Source organism: Paenarthrobacter histidinolovorans, assembly GCF_014647595.1.
Lineage (GTDB): Bacteria > Actinomycetota > Actinomycetes > Actinomycetales > Micrococcaceae > Arthrobacter > Arthrobacter histidinolovorans.
In genome coordinates this window covers 59,190-76,681 of record NZ_BMPM01000008.1, presented here as the reverse complement: position 1 = coordinate 76,681, position 17,492 = coordinate 59,190, and the positions used below count along the sequence as shown (strand labels likewise).

The window sequence follows — 17,492 nt, the reverse complement described above, 5'->3', positions numbered from 1 at the left end:
TTTTAGTTCCGCAGCACACCATTTGCGCGTCCTCAGCCGGACGCCTCAGCTGTTTCCAACCCCTCCCATGACCATTTCGGCATTTGCAGCCCGGCCGGAACATCCTCGGCTGAGCGTTCGTAGCGGGCCATGGTGTTGGTGGTGGTCCAGGCAAAGTAGTCATGCAGGATGCCACGAAGCGGATCATCCACAACACCCACATCGGTCAACGCACGGTCGAAGCACTCCACCGCCCGCCGATTCATCTCGTCGTGGGGACCGTTCCCGCTGTGCATCCGGACCACCGACGTTTCGTCGCCGTAAGTGCCCGAGTACAGCGGAGGGCCGCCCAACGCTTCGCTCCAATAAGCTGCCAGCCTCTGGATGTGCTGGGGGTGAACGCCGTGTCGGAAGGCGTGCCCCACCACCTCGTCCTCGACCACCCTGACGTGCCAAGCCTGCGCAAGCTTCAGGAAGAAGTCCTCACCACCGGCCGCGTCATACACCGTCTCCATAGTGGAAACCATGGCACGCGCAGTGGGCGGGTGTGAAGGGAAGGGACCAAAGGCGAAACTTCACGTGGCTTTCAACGCCAGTTCCACGCGGGTCTTGGGCAGGCCGATCAAGGTGACCGAGCCGCCGTCGTGCCCTTGCAGTTCGAGCCTGATGTTCGGCGAATCCGTCTGCGGTTCCACTGAACTGACCTGGAAGAGTTCACCGCCGATCCGCACGTGGTCGCCGCTCCTGACGGTCTTGAGCTTCTTGTCCTTGCCCGCAGGCTGGATCTTTTCCATTTACTGATCTTTCCTGGCGTCGTCGCCGTGGGTTTCGCGGAGCTCCTCGCCGCGGCGCACCACTTCCTCTTCCTTTTCCTGTTGCTTGTCGCTGCGCTTGGTATCACGCGGCGGAAGCTGGAGGCTTTCTTCCGCTTCAATGCCGCCCTGGAGTTGGCGGCCGCGTTCCATTTCAGCATCGAACTCGGCTCCGAACAGCAGGGACATGTTCAGGATCCACAGCCAAAGCAGCATGATGATGACGCCGGCCAACGTCCCGTAGGTCTTGTTGTAATTGCTGAAGTTGGCCACGTAGAAACCGAAGCCCAGCGACGCCAGGGCGAAAATAACCAGCGCAATGAGCGAACCCATGCTCATCCACCGGAACTTGGGTTGCTTGACGTTGGGGGTGAAGTAGTAGAGAACGGCAATGATGGCCACCACGATCACAATGAGGACGGGCCACTTGGCAATATTCCAGACGGTCAGGAATGCCTCGGAAAGTCCGATTGCCCCACCGATGGCTTCAGCTACGGGTCCGCTGAGGACCAGCATTGCTGCCACCAGCGCGGCTCCGAGCACGGCGACGATGGTGACGGCAAGCATGGTGCCGCGCAGCTTCACGAAGCCGCGGCCTTCGTCCACTTCGTAGACGCGGTTCATGGCGCGGCTGAAGGCCGTGGTGTATCCGGAGGCGGACCAGAGCGCCACCAGGATGCCGAAGATCAAGGCGAATCCTGCCGCATTGGAGCGGGTGAGCTCCTCAATGGGCTGCCGCATGGCGTCGACGCCCGGGCCCGGTGCGAATTGCTGGACAATATCAAGGATCGCCGAGGTGGTCTTGCCCGCGTCGCCAAAGAGACCCAGGAGGGAAACCAGCGCCAGAAGCGCCGGGAAGAGCGAGAGCACGGCGTAGTAGGTCAGACCCGCCGCCGCGTCCGGGCACTGGTCCTTGCTGAACTCGCGCAGCGTGCGCTTGGCGATGTATGTCCACGTAGGCTTGGCGAGGTCGTTGGGACTGTCCGGCTTCCGTGAGTCTTCCGGGGAGGGCGCGGTCCTCGCTTTGCTTGTGCTGGTGTGGGCTGAGTCTTGTGTGGTCATGGGGCACTCGTCCGTGGGTAGTTTGCGCGAACAGCTGACCCATCAATAGTAAGCATGCTGATGATTGCTATGGAAGGACCCGGCTGGACTTGCCCACGATTCAGGCCAGTTTGCTCGCCAGCAGGAACTCGAAGGGCGACTCTATGACAGAGCGGATGACCTGTCCGGCGGCGCCAAGGAGCGTCCCGGAATGCTCCAAACGGGAGACCGTCAGGTTCTCCGGAGCCAACAGTCCCGGCGCGTAGCGCTCCAAACTGTCCAGCAGTGACGGCCTGATCCACTCCCCCAGGACCGCGAAATGCCCTCCCAGGACCACCGCTTCGATGTCCATCAACCTCGAGGCCGAGGCGAGGGCCACACCCAGGTAGCGACCGGCGTCGCGAACCGCTTCCGCAGCCCTGGCTTCCCGTGCCGCCAAAGCCGCCAGCAGCAGCCCGGTCCGTTCGCCCAGGGTGCCTTCGGCGATGCCCGCGGCCTCGAAAATCGCTTCCTGACCCGCGAACGTCTCCAAGCACCCCCACCCGCCGCACGAGCAGTGGGGACCTTCCGGATGCACCACAATGTGGCCCAGCTCGCCGGCGGACCCGCCAGGACCGGTATACAGCTCAGAACCGATGATGATGCCGCCACCGACGCCCACTTCACCCGAAACGTAGAGGAAGTCGGGCGCTCCTCCGCCGTACCAAAGCTCACCGAGGGCTGCACTGTTGGCTTCGTTGGACAGCTTGACGCCAAGCGGCGCGCCGTCCAGGAGCGATTGCGGATGCAACTGCTCATCCTCCCAATGAAGATTGGGGGCGGACAGCACCAGATTGCTCTTTTCGTCCACCAATCCAGGCACGGCCAGGCCACCACCCAGGATGGCGATATCCTCTGCCGCCGCCGCAGCTTTCGCTTCGGCAGCCAGGCCTGCCAGCTGCTCCATGACCCGCGCCGGCGGTACTCCGCGGTTCCGGGACTCGACGGCCGAATGGAAGCGGAGGTTTCCGGCAAGGTCCACCAAGCCCACTGCCAGGTAATCAACGTTGATCTCCATGCCCACCACCCCGCGTCGGGAATTGAGCTCCAGGCCCTGGCCGGGCCGGCCCCGCTCCCCGTCGCGATACAGGCCAACCTCGGATACCAGGCCGGACTCCACGAGGTCGGCCACCAGGCTGGAAACCGCGGCCTTGGTGAGTCCGGTGCCGGCGGCGAGCTGGGCGCGGCTGGGCTTGGCATCCACGGTTTTGGCGATCGAATCCAGCACCAAAGAGAGGTTTCGACGGCGAACGTCGCCCACGCGTCCGGGCGCGGTTGGCTCATTCATCAGCAGGGACCTCCTCACGGATTCAAAAATTCTTGCGGACTTCCATTGACCATGATCCATCATCACCCATATAGTTCAGATTGAAAACTAATTGGGATGTCTTTTCCACCCCCATTCCCGTTGCCTTGCAAAGGAGCAATCATGACCCCGCAGCCCACCCCTGCAGACAAGTTCACTTTCGGTCTCTGGACTGTTGGCTGGACCGGCGCCGACCCCTTCGGCGTAGCAACCCGCCAGGCCCTGGATCCCGTGGAAGCCGTTCACAAACTCAGCGAACTCGGCGCCTACGGCATCACTTTCCACGACAATGACCTGATTCCTTTCGATGCGAGCGCCTCCGAGCGCGATCTCATCCTGAAGAACTTCAAGGCAGCCCTGGCCGAGACCGGCTTGAAGACGCCCATGGTCACCACCAACCTCTTCAGCCACCCGGTCTTCAAGGACGGCGGATTCACCTCCAACGACCGCTCCATCCGCCGCTTCGCGCTGAGCAAGATCCTCCGGAACATCGACCTCGCAGCTGAACTTGGCGCCGAGACGTTCGTCATGTGGGGCGGCCGCGAAGGCAGCGAATACGACGGCTCCAAGGACCTCTCCGCAGCACTGGACCGCATGAAGGAAGGCGTGGACACCGCCGCCGGGTACATCAAGGAGAAGGGCTACGAGCTGCGGATCGCCCTGGAACCCAAGCCGAACGAACCCCGCGGCGACATCTTCCTCCCCACCGTCGGCCACGGCCTGGCATTCATCGCCCAGCTCGAACACGGCGACATTGTGGGCCTCAACCCGGAAACAGGGCACGAGCAGATGGCCGGGTTGAACTTCACCCACGGCATCGCCCAGGCACTGTGGGCCGGCAAGCTCTTCCACATCGACCTCAACGGCCAGCGCGGCATCAAGTACGACCAAGACCTCGTGTTCGGCCACGGCGATCTCACCAGCGCGTTCTTCACGGTCGATCTGCTGGAGAACGGCTTCCCCAACGGCGGAGCCAAGTACACCGGCCCCCGCCACTTCGACTACAAGCCTTCCCGCACCGACGGCTACGACGGCGTCTGGGAATCAGCCAAGTCCAACATGTCCATGTACCTGCTCCTGAAGGAACGCGCCCTGGCCTTCCGTGCAGATTCCGAAGTCCAGGAAGCCCTGGCCACCTCGGGCGTGTTCGAACTTGGCGAAAGCACGCTGGGCGCGGGCGAAACCACTGCGGACCTGCTGGCAGACGCCAGCGCATTCGACACGTTCGACGCCGACAAGGCCGCCGAACGCTCGTTCGCCTTCGTCCGCCTCAACCAGCTGGCCATCGAGCACCTCCTCGGCGCCCGCTAAAGCCCACTACCCACTGCAACCCCGCCGCCGGGCTTGTCCAGGATTTCCTGGGCGGGCCCGGCGCGGTTCGCCAAAGGAACAACGCATGCCTCTCGTAGCCGGGATCGACAGCTCCACCCAGTCCTGCAAAGTGGTCATCCGGGACTCAGCCACCGGCGCCCTGGTCCGCCAGGGCCGGGCCTCCCACCCTGAAGGCACCGAGGTCCACCCGGATCATTGGTGGACAGCCCTACAGGAGGCCATCGCAGCAGCAGGCGGCCTGGACGACGTCGAGGCCGTTTCCGTCGGCGGACAGCAGCACGGCATGGTGTGCCTCGACGAAACCGGGGAGGTAGTCCGTCCCGCACTTTTGTGGAACGATACCCGCTCCGCACGCGACGCCGAGGAGCTGATCCTCGACGCCGGACAGGGTGATCCAGCTGCCGGGTCCACGTATTGGGCGAGCAGCACCGGGACAGTTCCGGTGGCGTCGCTGACCGCCACCAAGCTGCGTTGGCTGGCACGCAACGAGCCCGAAAATGCGCAGCGGACGGTTGCAGTGTGTCTCCCGCATGATTGGCTGTCCTGGCGTCTGGCTGGTCACGGCCCGGGAACCGGACCGGAATCATTGGAGTTCCTGCGCACTGATCGCTCCGATGCCTCCGGCACCGGGTATTTTTCGGCCACCACCGGCGAGTACCTTCCCCACGTTCTGGAGAGCACGCTCGGGCACCTGCCAATCCTGCCCGGGGTGGTCGGGCCGCTGGAGGCAGTCGGCAAGACCCCTGCCGGCGCCCTGATCGGCCCGGGAGCGGGCGATAACGCTGCGGCCGGACTTGGCGTGAGCGCCGCCGTCGGGGATGTTGTTATTTCGATCGGAACGTCCGGCACCGTCTTCGCGGTTTCGGATGTCCCGTCCCAGGATGCCAGCGGGCTGGTGGCCGGCTTCGCCGACGCCACGGGCAACTTCCTTCCGCTGGCCTGCACGCTGAATGCAACGCGGATCTTCGACGCCACCGCGGCGCTGCTTGGTGTGAGCCTGGCAGAGCTGGGAGAGCTGGCGCTTTCCGCCCCGGAGGGCGCCGACGGCTTGACGCTCGTCCCCTATTTCGAGGGCGAACGGACCCCCAACCTCCCTGACGCTACCGGTTCGCTCCACGGCCTCACCCTGTCCAATTACAAGCCCGCCAACCTTGCACGGGCTGCAATAGAGGGCGTTGTTGGTTCGTTGACTGACGGCTTGTCCGCACTCCAGGCACAGGGTGTAGAGGCGCAGCGCATCATCCTTGTGGGCGGCGGCGCCCAATCCGAAGCCGTCCAACAGGTGGCGGCCTCGGCTTTCGGCTTGCCGGTGTTCGTTCCCAAACCCGGAGAATACGTGGCTGACGGCGCCGCGCGGCAAGCCGCGGGTGTCCTCACGGGCCAGTTGCCCGAATGGCCTTTGGATGGCCTGACCGTGGACCGCAACGGGGTGCCACCCTTCCTGGAGCGGTACCGCCATTACGCCGCCAAGGCCACTATCGGCTGATCATGGTTGCCGGTGCTCTATCGTGACAGGGTGAGCTCTGAACAATCTGCATCAGCCCGCCCGCCTGTCATGGAGGACGTCGCCCGCGTGGCCGGGGTTTCCCACCAGACTGTCTCCCGCGTCCTGAACAACCACCCCAACGTGAGTTCCAAGACCCGCGAACGGGTGGAGCAAGCCATCACCGAGCTGGGCTACCGGCGCAACACGGCAGCCCGCAGCCTGGTGACCCGGCGATCCCAAACCATCGGTGTCCTGGGCAGCGAGCTGGCGCAATACGGGCCGTCCCACACACTCCTGGGAGTGCAGCAGGCGGCAAGGGACGCCGGCTATTTCGTCAGCGTGGCAGGTCTGCGGGAAGTCACACCGGAGACCATCAAGGACGCCGTTGCTCACTTCATGGACCAAGGCGTGGACGGCATCGTGGTGACGGTCCCCCACCCCGGCACCTTCGACGTGCTCCGGGACATCACTGCGCAAGTGCCGCTGGTGGCCGTGGGTTCGATCGGGGACGAGCACCTCAGTGGAGCCACCGTTGACCAGCGCCAAGGGGCACAGCTGGCAGTTCAACACCTCCTGGATCTCGGGCACAAAAAGATCGGCCACTTGTCCGGTCCGGTGGATTGGATTGACGCTGCCGCGCGCATCGAGGGCTGGGAGGACGCACTGACCCAGGCCGGCCTCGAGCCCGGCACCCTGATCGAGGGCGATTGGAGCGCCGAATGCGGATACAGGGAAGGCCTGAAACTCGCCGCAGATCGTTCCATGACTGCCATCTTCGTAGCCAATGACCAAATGGCGCTCGGCGTGCTCCGGGCCTTCAACGAAGCCGGCGTCAAAGTCCCGGACGACATCAGCGTCGTGGGCTTTGATGACCAGCCTGAGTCCGCATATTTCATTCCTCCGTTGACCACCGTGGCCCAGGATTTCGAAGAGCTCGGCCAACGTTGCATCGACTTGCTGCTGGATCGCATCGAGGGCGAAGCCACCAGCACGGCGGCTACTGTGGCTCCCCGCCTCGTCGTCCGCTCGACCACCACAGCACTCCGCAGCTAGCCAAACCAGGATCCGACCGCCCCGGTCCTGAAGCCACAAAGCGCACTTATCCGCCCCCGCTGTGGCCTGCTCTTGACATCAAAGTTGTGAGCGCTAACAATTGCATCAGACCTTCTGCACTTTCCACCCCGACCCCCGGCAATGAGGCCCTGGCCAGCCGGATGGAGACACCCATGAATACCTCTGAAAACCGTCCGCTCGATGAGCAGTTCGTCATCGGCGTGGACTACGGCACCCTGTCCGGCCGCGCCGTTGTGGTGCGCGTATCGGATGGCGCCGAGCTCGGAAACGGCGTGTTCGAATATCCTCATGGCGTCGTGACTGAAAACCTTCCCGGCAGCGGCCGGCGCCTCCCCGCCGACTGGGCGCTGCAGGTCCCGAACGACTACCGCGACGTCCTCCGCAACGCTGTACCGGCCGCCGTCGCCGATGCCGGCATCAACCCCGAACACGTGGTGGGCATCGCCACCGACTTCACCGCCTGCACCATGGTTCCGACGACGGCGGATGGCACCCCCCTGAACGAACTGGAACGCTTCGCGGAGCGTCCCCATGCATTCGTGAAACTTTGGCGTCACCACGCCGCGCAACCGCAGGCGGACCGGATCAACAAACTCGCCGACGAGCGCGGTGAGGCTTGGCTTCCGCGCTACGGTGGACTGATTTCCTCCGAGTGGGAGTTCGCCAAGGGCCTGCAGCTTCTCGAGGAAGACCCTGAAGTTTACGGTGCCATGGACCACTGGGTTGAGGCAGCCGACTGGATCGTCTGGCAACTCTGCGGCAGTTACGTCCGCAATGCCTGCACCGCTGGGTACAAGGGCATCTACCAGGACGGAAAGTACCCGTCGGAGGATTTCCTGGCAGCGCTGAACCCCGGCTTCAAGGACTTCGTTTCGGAAAAGCTGGAACACACCATCGGGCGCCTGGGGGATGCCGCGGGCTACCTCACTGAAGAAGCCGCGGGCTGGACCGGACTCCCGGCGGGAATCGCGGTGGCAGTGGGCAACGTGGACGCGCACGTCAGCGCACCGGCCGCCAACGCCGTGGAACCCGGCCAATTGGTGGCCATCATGGGCACCTCCACCTGCCACGTCATGAACGGCGATGTCCTGCGCGAGGTCCCCGGTATGTGCGGAGTGGTGGACGGCGGCATCGTAGACGGCCTGTGGGGTTACGAAGCAGGCCAGTCCGGAGTCGGCGACATCTTTGGCTGGTTCACCAAGAACGGCGTCCCGCCTGAGTACCACAAGGCCGCAGGTGACAAGGGCCTGGGCATCCACGAGTACCTCACCCAACTCGCGGAGAAACAAGCCATCGGTGAGCATGGCCTGATCGCCCTGGACTGGCACTCGGGCAACCGCTCGGTGCTGGTGGACCATGAGCTTTCCGGCGTGGTGGTGGGCCAGACCCTGGCCACCAAGCCCGAGGACAGCTACCGGGCGCTGCTGGAAGCCACGGCCTTCGGAACCCGCACCATTGTGGACGCTTTCCGCGATTCGGGCGTTCCAGTCAAGGAATTCATCGTGGCCGGCGGGCTCCTGAAGAACAAGTTCCTGATGCAGGTCTACGCCGACATCACCGGCCTGCAGCTCTCCACGATCGGATCTGAGCAAGGTCCTGCGCTGGGCTCGGCAATCCACGCCGCTGTTGCTGCCGGAAAGTACAGGGACATCCGCGAAGCCGCCGCCTCCATGGCGGCCGCTCCCGGCGCCGTCTACACTCCCATCCCCGAAAACGTGGCCGCCTACGAGGTCCTTTTTCAGGAATACAAGGCCCTGCACGACTACTTCGGCCGGGGAACCAACAACGTTATGCACCGCCTCAAGGCGATCCAGCGCCAGACGCAGGGCACAGGTGAGACGGCCGGACCGGCGTCGAACTCATCCTCCGACGACGCTGAGCGGGTGTCCGCATGAGCAACCTCCTGGACACCATCGCAAAAGTCCGCAAGGACGTCTGCGAACTCCACTCCGAACTGACCCGTTACGAACTGGTTGTTTGGACCGCGGGCAACGTTTCAGGCCGCATCCCGGGCCATGACCTCATGGTCATTAAGCCATCCGGCGTTTCCTACGACGAGCTCACCCCCGAACTCATGGTGGTCACAGACCTTTATGGCACACCTGTGCGGGGCATCAACACCGGAAGCGCCGGCACTGTGGACTGGGGCAACCCGGACCTCTCGCCGTCCTCTGACACCGCAGCGCACGCCTACGTCTACCGCCACATGCCCGAGGTCGGCGGCGTGGTGCACACCCACTCCACCTACGCCACGGCGTGGGCGGCCCGCGGCGAGGAGATCCCCTGCGTGCTCACCATGATGGGCGATGAATTCGGCGGGCCCATCCCTGTTGGACCGTTCGCGCTGATCGGCGACGACTCCATCGGCCAAGGAATTGTTGAGACGCTCAGGAACTCCAACTCCCCGGCGGTCCTGATGCAGAACCACGGCCCTTTCACCATCGGCAAGTCCGCCCGCGCCGCCGTCAAAGCCGCCGTGATGTGCGAGGAAGTGGCCAGGACAGTCCACATTTCACGCCAGCTTGGAGAGCCGCTGCCCATCGATCAGGCCAAGATCGAGTCTCTCTATGACCGATACCAGAACGTTTACGGCCGCTGACGCGGACCAGTCCACCAGCCACCGCCCACGTCAAAAGCCACGCCCAGGAGCCACGAAATGACCAACCCCAACAACACATCAGCCAACTCCACGTCACTGGGGCAGTACGAGGTCTGGTTCCTCACCGGCAGCCAGCACCTCTACGGTGAGGACGTCCTGAAGCAGGTCGCCGCGCAGTCGCAGGAAATCGCCAACGTCCTCAACGCTGCCGGCGACGTCCCGGTGAAGCTCGTCTGGAAGCCGGTGCTCACCGACTCCGACGCCATCCGCCGCACCGCGCTGGAAGCAAACTCGGATGATGCCGTAATCGGTGTGACCGCCTGGATGCACACGTTCAGCCCTGCCAAGATGTGGATCCAGGGCCTGGACGCCCTGCGCAAGCCCCTGCTGCACCTGCACACCCAGGCCAACAGGGACCTCCCCTGGGCGGACATCGATTTCGACTTCATGAACCTCAACCAGGCAGCACACGGTGACCGCGAGTTCGGGTACATCCAGTCGCGCCTCGGCGTGCCGCGGAAGACCGTCGTCGGGCATGTCAGCAACCCGGAGGTCGCCCGCCAGGTGGGCACCTGGCAGCGTGCCTCGGCGGGCTGGGCCGCCGTCCGTTCGCTGAAGCTGACCCGCTTTGGCGACAACATGCGCAATGTCGCCGTCACCGAAGGCGACAAGACCGAAGCCGAGCTGCGCTTCGGCGTCTCGGTGAACACATGGTCCGTGAACGAACTCGCCGACGCCGTGCATGGCGCTGAAGAGTCCGACGTCGATGCCCTGGTTGCCGAGTATGAGCGCCTTTACGAGGTGGTTGACGAGCTGAAGGCAGGCGGCGCCCGCCACGAGTCGCTGCGGTATAGCGCCCGCATCGAACTGGGCCTGCGCAGCTTCCTCGAAGCCAACGGTTCCGCGGCATTCACCACATCGTTCGAGGATCTCGGCGAACTGCGCCAGCTCCCCGGCATGGCAGTCCAGCGCCTCATGGCCGACGGATACGGCTTCGGCGCTGAGGGCGACTGGAAGACCGCCATCCTGGTCCGCGCCGCCAAAGTGATGGGTGGCGATCTGCCCGGTGGCGCGTCACTCATGGAGGACTACACCTACCACCTGGAGCCCGGCTCCGAGAAGATCCTGGGTGCGCACATGCTGGAGGTCTGCCCGTCGCTCACCGCCAAGAAGCCGCGGGTTGAGATCCACCCGCTGGGCATCGGCGGCAAGGAAGACCCCGTCCGCATGGTCTTCGACACCGACGCTGGCCCCGGCGTCGTCGTCGCGCTGTCCGATATGCGCGATCGGTTCCGCCTGGTGGCAAACGTGGTGGACGTCGTCGACCTTGACCAGCCGCTCCCCAACCTGCCGGTGGCCCGCGCACTCTGGGAACCAAAGCCCAACTTCGCCACCTCGGCCGCCGCGTGGCTGACCGCCGGCGCCGCGCACCACACGGTACTGTCCACGCAGGTGGGCCTGGACGTGTTCGAGGACTTCGCCGAAATCGCCAAGACCGAACTTCTCACCATCGATGAGGACACCACCATCAAGCAGTTCAAGAAGGAACTCGCGTGGAACGCCGCCTACTACAAGCTGGCCGGCGGCCTGTGAGTACAGAATTCACGCTGCGCGCGGGCGGCTACACCGCTGTTGTGGCCGCCCGCGCCGCCGCGTTGCGCGTTCTTCAGTTTGAAGGCCGGGACCTCGTGGTCCCGTTTCCCGAAGGCGGTCCAATCCCGGACTATCGCGGCATCATCGCCGCGCCCTGGCCGAACAGGGTGGCCGATGGCAAGTACACCTTCGACGACGTCGAGTACCAACTGCCGATCAACGAAACCGAGCGGGAAACAGCGCTGCATGGCCTGGCCTTCCCGCTCGACTGGACGCTGAAGGAGTCCGACGCCGCTTCACTCACCCTGAGCTGCACGGTGGGGCCAAGCGAGGGTTATCCGTTCGTCGTGGAGCTTTCGGCACAGTACGTGCTGAACGACGCCGGGCTCCACACGTCCGTCACAGCCCGGAACGCGGCCGACGTCGCGGCCCCGTACGGCGTGTGCCCGCACCCGTACCTGGTGGCGGGTTCCTCCCCGCTGGACGAGTGGGTTCTCGAGTTCGCCGCTGACTCCTTCCTGGAAGTCACGCCGGATAGGCTCCTGCCCGTGTCGCTGGAACCCGTGGCTGGCCACGCGTTCGACTTCCGCTCGGCGCGGCCCATCGGCAGCACCGAAATCGACCATGCCTTCACGGACATCACGTTCGACGGCGGGCTGGCGCGGCTGTCGCTGCGGGACCCGGCGGGCACCGGCGTCGGAATGTCCGGTGTTGGGATGTCCGGTGTTGGTATGTCCTGGGACCAAAGCTGCCCCTGGCTGCAGATCCATACGGCTGACAAGCCGGCCCCCCTGCCCAATCGCCTGGGCCTCGCCGTGGAGCCCATGACGTGCCCGCCGGACGCCTTCAACAGCGGGACGGACCTGATCCGGCTGGAACCCGGAGCACAGCACACGGCTTCGTGGAGCATCTACGCGCTGTAGTTACGACGAATCAGGCCCCGCTTTGAAGTGGGCGAAGACCTGGTAGCCGTCAACCTCATGGATCATTTCTCTCGCGGCATTCCCCTCGGCCGAAAGCCAAAGGATGGAGTTGTCCGGCATAACAGCCTCCACCGTTCCTGCTCGGCAAAGTTTCCCGGCTTTCCAAATTTCTACACGTTGCCCCAAGGCGCGCTGCCAGTCGGGCTGGAGGTGAAGATCCATCGCTAGACTCCTGTGATCCGGGACTGGGCCGAGCATGACTCCGGAATGCTGGGCGAACCAGCGGTGAGGTGCGTGAGTGTTGCGAGTCATTCGATGATCCGGGTGACCATCCAGCAACTCACCGCTGAACTAAGGCAGCGAACCGCTGCCAGCTGGAAGGAACGGGTCGGGCCCGTTTGCAGTGCCGGGGCACTTCCGGTCGGCCGTGGCGGGTCCATCCACTTGTTCCCCTGAAGTGTGCCAATAATCCGAACGCCCAGGTACCCTCCGACGAGGGTACCGGGACGTGGATAGCTGTACTGTCCCCTCAGCACTCTGGGCCAAAACTGGAGCGAGTGGCCGGAACTACCCGGCTCCGTCCCTCCCGTCTTCCAGGTGTAACGCAGGCTCTTCTAGGAGTAGCGCAGTCCGTGTCCAAACCTGAACAGCGGATCGACGGTGTCAAAGGGGACATCCGGGCGGCTCGCCTCGACGGCCGCCGTACTGGACGGCAAGTCCATAGGGAGCGATCCGAGCGGTTGGGCCTCGCCGAACAGCACGTCCAGGAGCGCGTCGTCGCCGGCCCCGAAGTTCACGACGGCGGCGGCTACTTCGTTGATGAAAGGCGTCAGAATGGCAGGCCGTTCGAGGAAGACGTCCACAACGGTGGGCACCACGGCAGCAATCTCGAGCACTCGCTGTACCTGCCCGGCGGGGAACTCCAGAGAGCCCGCATGGAAGTAATTTTCGAAGGCCGTGCCGCGGTTTTCGAACGGCGCCTGCAGCCTGAGGATGGCTACATCCGCGTGTTCCGGAGTGTCTACAACGTTGCCGTACCTGGACGCTTCAATCCTGTCGATTCCCTCCACGTAGACTTTGATCCCCTTGGTCAGCGGGAGAGTGGGAACATTGCCGGTGTTCGTCAGAACCGTGATGGCTGCGCGCTGGGCAGCCTGGCCGGCGGCCCGGAAGGCGCTGCTACCCACCACAGCTTCGGCTTTGCCGGGGTCAACGCAGGGGTCGTCAAAGAGGCCCAGCACAAACTTTTCCCGTAGCAGCCGCCACGCGGACTCATCGATCCGCTCTTCGGTTACTTCACCGCTGCGGACCACATCCACCAGGAGTTCGGGGATGTACTCCCCGCCGAATTGATCCACACCGGCTTCAAGGACCTTGACCATGCGCTCACGGACGGTAAGGTGCTCCACGCCCCAAGCCCTGGCGGGAAACTGGTCGCCCATGATGTCCGAGTCACTCAACAGGCCCCAGTCAGTGCACACGATGCCGTCAAAACCGTAGCGCTCCCGTAGCAGTCCGGTGATGACGCTCTTGTTGAAACCGAAACCCACTTCTTCGTATTCAGTGCCCACCGGCATGCCGTAGTACGGCATGATTTGGCTGGTCCCGGCGTCGAAAGCTGCCTCGAACGGCTTGAGGTGATAGTCGAACCGGCCACCCGGGTATTCCTGCTCCCGGCCGTACGCGAAGTGCGGGTCTTCGCCGTCCCGCTGCGGCCCGCCGCCGGGAAAGTGCTTGGTCATGGTTGCCACGGATCCCGGGCCCAGTTGCGGCCCTTGGAAGCCGCGGATGTAGGCAGCCGCGAGCCGGCCGGTAAGTTCGGCGTCTTCACCGAAGGTGCCGATTTGGCGCGACCAGCGCGGTTCGGTTGTCAGGTCGATCTGCGGGTGCAGTGCCACGCGGAGTCCGACGGCGGTGTACTCCTGGCGGGCGATGTCACCGAATTGCTCCACGAGGTTTTCATCACCGATGGCAGCGAGCCCCAGAGGTTCAGGCCACTCCGAAAAGACGCCGGCCATCATTGCTGTTCCGGGGTTTTCGGTGAAGGAATGCCTGGGATCGGTGGAGAGCGTCACAGGAATGCCCAGACGCGTTGACGCCGCCAGGCTCTGAAGCTTGTTGTGCCATTCGGCCATGTGCCGCGCTGTAGCGGGAGTTCCGAAAACGTTGAAGTGGGTCATGTGCTTACCCACAATGAACTCCTGCGTTGACGGCGCCCCGAAGTTCGGCTCCGTCAGGTGTCCGTTCTCATCGATGACGACCATGGTCTGGAAGAAGAGTCCGGCTTTCTCTTCGAGCGTCATCTGTGCCAGGAGCAACTCAACACGCTCGTCAAGCGGCAGGGAAGAATCTTGAAAACGGGCGGGCCCGGCCGATGCTTTGGTATCGGTGGTATCGGTCATGAGGTTTCTCTCCTTGGGTGATGCGTGCAGCAGGCGGCGGGTTGAACCCGGCTGCCTGGAAAGGGTCGACGGCGGTCTACCGGGCTGCCGGGACGGTCTGAAGGGACCGGACGTCTTCGTAGCCGTCCCGAATATCGACGCTCGGCAGGTCAAACACACGGATCTGGTGATCTCCGGCGTCCCAGGGCGTCCAGCCGGGCTGGCCGGTCCTGACGAAGGCAACGGCGGCCCCGTGCACGTCGCCGGCCAAAGTTGCCGGAGGCTCCGCTCCCGCAACAGCGGTGACCCGTTCGGCGTCGGTCATGTCAAAGAAGAACGGCACATCAAGGCAGTGGCCCGCCTCCCCCGTAACGGGAGACCGCCATGCGAAGCGGTAGAGCCAGGTGGGGGCGGTGGAACCGGCCCTTGCTTCGGCCACACGGAGCGCAGGTGCCCTGAACATGGAATCCGTCACGAACTGGCCCAGCAACTGCGCACTGTCCAGGCCAGGATGGTCCGCGGTGTACCTCCCGGCTGCTTCCATGGAAGCCCCTACCCGGGTCAGCAAGGCCGGATCCGGCACGTCCGGCAAGCGGTGACGGGAACCAGCGAGCATCATGGTGAACTCGTGGTCAGTGGCGCCGAGCATCAGCGCTTTGGCCGAACCTTGGCCCGCGCGGATAGCGTCCACGGTTGCCCGCGGGATCAGGCGCCCGTCAACATAGGGCCCGAATGCCAGGCCCTCCTTCAGCAAGCTTGCTATGCCCCGAACGGGGTCCTCTTCCGGTGGTCCTCCCAACGGAGAGAGCTGCGTCTGAAGTTCCAGCACCCGCTGTTCGGACAGTGCGGTGAGGGACTTCCTGGTGGACTCGACACCGCCGAGCCAAGCCAGGCGGCGGCCAGCCTCCACCGCCTGCTCCAACGTCATTTCGGTGGGAACGCCGGAGAGGGAGATGATCCGTTCAAACAAGTCCTGAGCGCGGGGAACTGTGAGCAAGGTCAGTGCAGCTCCCCCTCCAGCGGACTGGCCGGCAACGGTCACGCGCGATGGATCTCCCCCGAAGGCGGCAATGTTCTCCTGCACCCATTCAAGAGCAAGGATCCAGTCCAGTACGCCCCGGTTATGGGGTGCATCGGCGATCCAGCCGAATCCGTCAAAGCCCAGGCGGTACGAGATGCTGACGGTCACGACGCCGTCGCGGTTGAAAGCGGCGCCGTCGTACCAAGGGCTGGCGGGCGAGCCGGCCAGGTAACCCCCGCCGTGGATCCACACCAGGACGGGGAGGCCGCGGTCCGCTGACAGGGCAGGACCAGGTGTGAAGACGTTCAGGTTGAGAGTGGAATCTCCGGCAATGGACGGTTCGGGAATGATGGTGACTTCGGCAAGGCCGATCCGCTGCGGCGTGGCGCCGAACTCCGTGGCGTCCCGCACACCGTCCCACGGCCGGTGCGGCACCGGTGCGGCGAAACGCAATTCGCCCACGGGCGGTTCGGCAAAAGGTATGCCGAGGAAGGCTGCAGAGCCATCCCGACGGCGGCCGCGGACGGTGCCTGCCGCCGTCGTAACGTCAACAAAGTCTGGGGAAATCGGTGGGTGGGTCATTGAACGGATTCCTAGCGAACGGTTCTGATGGGGATGAGTACAAGGCCGGCGATGGCCACAGAGACCATGGCAAAGATGAAGAGCGCGGGATAGCCGCCGACTGAGGTGATGAGCACTCCGGCCACTATGGGACTCAGGGCCTGGGGGATGTTGTTTGCGATGTTGAGGATGCCCAGGTCCTTGCCGGCGGCCTTGCCGCCGCCAGGCAGAACTTCGGTCATGAGGGCCGTGTCGCACGCCATATAGAGGCCAAAGCCGATCCCGTTGATGATGCCCATGATGATCATGCCGGTCATGTTCGGCATGAGAATCGGGAAGGAGAGTCCCACCACCATGAAGGCTGCTGCCACATAGATGAACACCTTGCGCCTGCCGATTTTGTCACTCCACCATCCGCCCAGCGTCACTGCAAGGAGGGTGGAGCCCAGTCCGGCGAGGCTGAGCAGGCCAATGGCTCCGTTGGCGTCCGTCAGGCTCAGGCCGATGAAGTCGGTGAGAATGTAGAGCTGGAAGGTGAAGACCAGGAAGTAGCCGAGGATGAAGAAGAACCGGGCGGCAAACGCCCAGGCAAAGTCCGGGTGCTTGCGGGGGCTGATCCAGAATCCTGCAAAGAACTGTTTCCAGCTGAACGGCGTTCTCGGCGCGCCGGTACTCGGGAAATCGCGGTTGAGAAGGACGAAGAGCAGCGCGGTCACAAGGATGGCGGTTCCGAAGACGGTATAGCCAGTGCCCGCGTCTTTGGCCAGGTTGCCCGCCACTAGGACGCCTGCTGTCGACCCCGCCATGGTCCCGACCCCCACCATGGCAGAAGCCACGCCACGGCGTTCGCGGGGAAAGCGGTCCGGAACGATCGCTGTGAGGGGTCCTTGGAGAGCATTCAGGGAAACCTGGATGATCACCCAGAAGACCGTGATCCAGAGGATCGAGTCCAGGCTGCCTAGGCCCATCAGGAAGATCGCACCACCTGCCGCGCCCATGAGCATCCACGGTGCGCGTCGGCCGAGCCTGCTGCGCGTGCGGTCACTGAAAGCGCCGACTATCGGCTGGGCGAACAAGGTGAAGATGAAAGAGACGGTGGAGACGGCGGCAAAGTTGGCGATCTTGTTTGCCTCGTCAATGCCGGCCACCTGGTTGGGCAGCAACACCGCTGTCAGCCCGGCATACGTGGCAAACAGCACCATGGAGGTGAAAGCCAGGGACGGCAGCAGTCCGCGCCGCGCTGGTGTGGGTGACGTTCCCGAGGCCACGGAGGGCGTCGGGGAACCGGTTTTGGATGCAGGTGTGGACACGACTCTCCTCATTGAGAAAGCAAGGACGTGGGCGA

General features: G+C 64.1%; 14 protein-coding genes. 7 read left to right on the top strand and 7 right to left on the bottom strand.

What is annotated here, in order from left to right; all coding sequences use genetic code 11:
• Positions 1-32: 32 nt before the first annotated feature.
• From IEY62_RS17150 to IEY62_RS17135, 4 genes are all read right to left on the bottom strand, one after another.
• Positions 33-494: a group II truncated hemoglobin gene (locus IEY62_RS17150; RefSeq protein WP_189020074.1), complete on the bottom strand. Its 462-nt coding sequence runs from the start codon at positions 492-494 to the stop codon at positions 33-35.
• A 60-nt stretch (positions 495-554) separates the two neighbouring features.
• Positions 555-773, bottom strand: coding sequence for a hypothetical protein (locus tag IEY62_RS17145; protein WP_189020072.1), 219 nt, complete (start codon positions 771-773; stop codon positions 555-557).
• Entirely contained in the window at positions 774-1,853 is a 1,080-nt protein-coding gene (locus tag IEY62_RS17140) for a YihY/virulence factor BrkB family protein (RefSeq protein ID WP_189020070.1), read from the bottom strand.
• 100 nt (positions 1,854-1,953) lie between these two features.
• Positions 1,954-3,159 carry an ROK family transcriptional regulator gene (locus IEY62_RS17135; protein ID WP_189020068.1) on the bottom strand — a complete coding sequence of 402 codons (1,206 nt, stop codon included), beginning with the start codon at positions 3,157-3,159 and terminating at the stop codon, positions 1,954-1,956.
• 141 nt (positions 3,160-3,300) lie between these two features.
• Between IEY62_RS17135 and xylA the strand changes: the two genes are divergently transcribed.
• From xylA to IEY62_RS17100, 7 genes are all read left to right on the top strand, one after another.
• On the top strand, positions 3,301-4,488 hold the full coding sequence (gene xylA, locus IEY62_RS17130) for a xylose isomerase (protein WP_189020066.1): 1,188 nt from the start codon (positions 3,301-3,303) through the stop codon (positions 4,486-4,488).
• A gap of 85 nt (positions 4,489-4,573) precedes the next feature.
• The gene (locus IEY62_RS17125) at positions 4,574-5,995 is read left to right on the top strand and encodes a xylulokinase (protein ID WP_189020064.1); all 1,422 of its coding nucleotides are present in this window, start codon (positions 4,574-4,576) and stop codon (positions 5,993-5,995) included.
• Positions 5,996-6,064: 69 nt separating this feature from the next.
• Entirely contained in the window at positions 6,065-7,048 is a 984-nt protein-coding gene (locus tag IEY62_RS17120; protein WP_189020335.1) for a LacI family DNA-binding transcriptional regulator, read from the top strand.
• 173 nt (positions 7,049-7,221) lie between these two features.
• Positions 7,222-8,964, top strand: coding sequence for a ribulokinase (araB, locus tag IEY62_RS17115; RefSeq protein WP_189020062.1), 1,743 nt, complete (start codon positions 7,222-7,224; stop codon positions 8,962-8,964).
• Complete coding sequence (locus IEY62_RS17110; RefSeq protein WP_189020060.1) at positions 8,961-9,668, top strand: L-ribulose-5-phosphate 4-epimerase; 708 nt, start codon at positions 8,961-8,963, stop codon at positions 9,666-9,668. The genes araB and IEY62_RS17110 overlap by 4 nt, the downstream gene beginning before the upstream one ends.
• A 57-nt stretch (positions 9,669-9,725) precedes the next feature.
• Positions 9,726-11,261: an L-arabinose isomerase gene (gene araA / locus IEY62_RS17105; RefSeq protein WP_189020058.1), complete on the top strand. Its 1,536-nt coding sequence runs from the start codon at positions 9,726-9,728 to the stop codon at positions 11,259-11,261.
• On the top strand, positions 11,258-12,184 hold the full coding sequence (locus tag IEY62_RS17100; RefSeq protein ID WP_189020055.1) for an aldose 1-epimerase family protein: 927 nt from the start codon (positions 11,258-11,260) through the stop codon (positions 12,182-12,184). Before araA ends, IEY62_RS17100 begins: the two co-directional genes overlap by 4 nt.
• Before the next feature lie 614 nt (positions 12,185-12,798).
• On the opposite strand, the gene IEY62_RS17095 is transcribed toward IEY62_RS17100, so the two are convergent.
• From IEY62_RS17095 to IEY62_RS17085, 3 genes are all read right to left on the bottom strand, one after another.
• Positions 12,799-14,586 carry a glycoside hydrolase family 3 protein gene (locus tag IEY62_RS17095; protein WP_189020053.1) on the bottom strand — a complete coding sequence of 596 codons (1,788 nt, stop codon included), beginning with the start codon at positions 14,584-14,586 and terminating at the stop codon, positions 12,799-12,801.
• A gap of 76 nt (positions 14,587-14,662) precedes the next feature.
• On the bottom strand, positions 14,663-16,168 hold the full coding sequence (locus IEY62_RS17090; RefSeq protein ID WP_189020051.1) for a carboxylesterase/lipase family protein: 1,506 nt from the start codon (positions 16,166-16,168) through the stop codon (positions 14,663-14,665).
• A gap of 11 nt (positions 16,169-16,179) precedes the next feature.
• Positions 16,180-17,457: an MFS transporter gene (locus IEY62_RS17085; RefSeq protein WP_229785408.1), complete on the bottom strand. Its 1,278-nt coding sequence runs from the start codon at positions 17,455-17,457 to the stop codon at positions 16,180-16,182.
• Positions 17,458-17,492 lie beyond the last annotated feature (35 nt).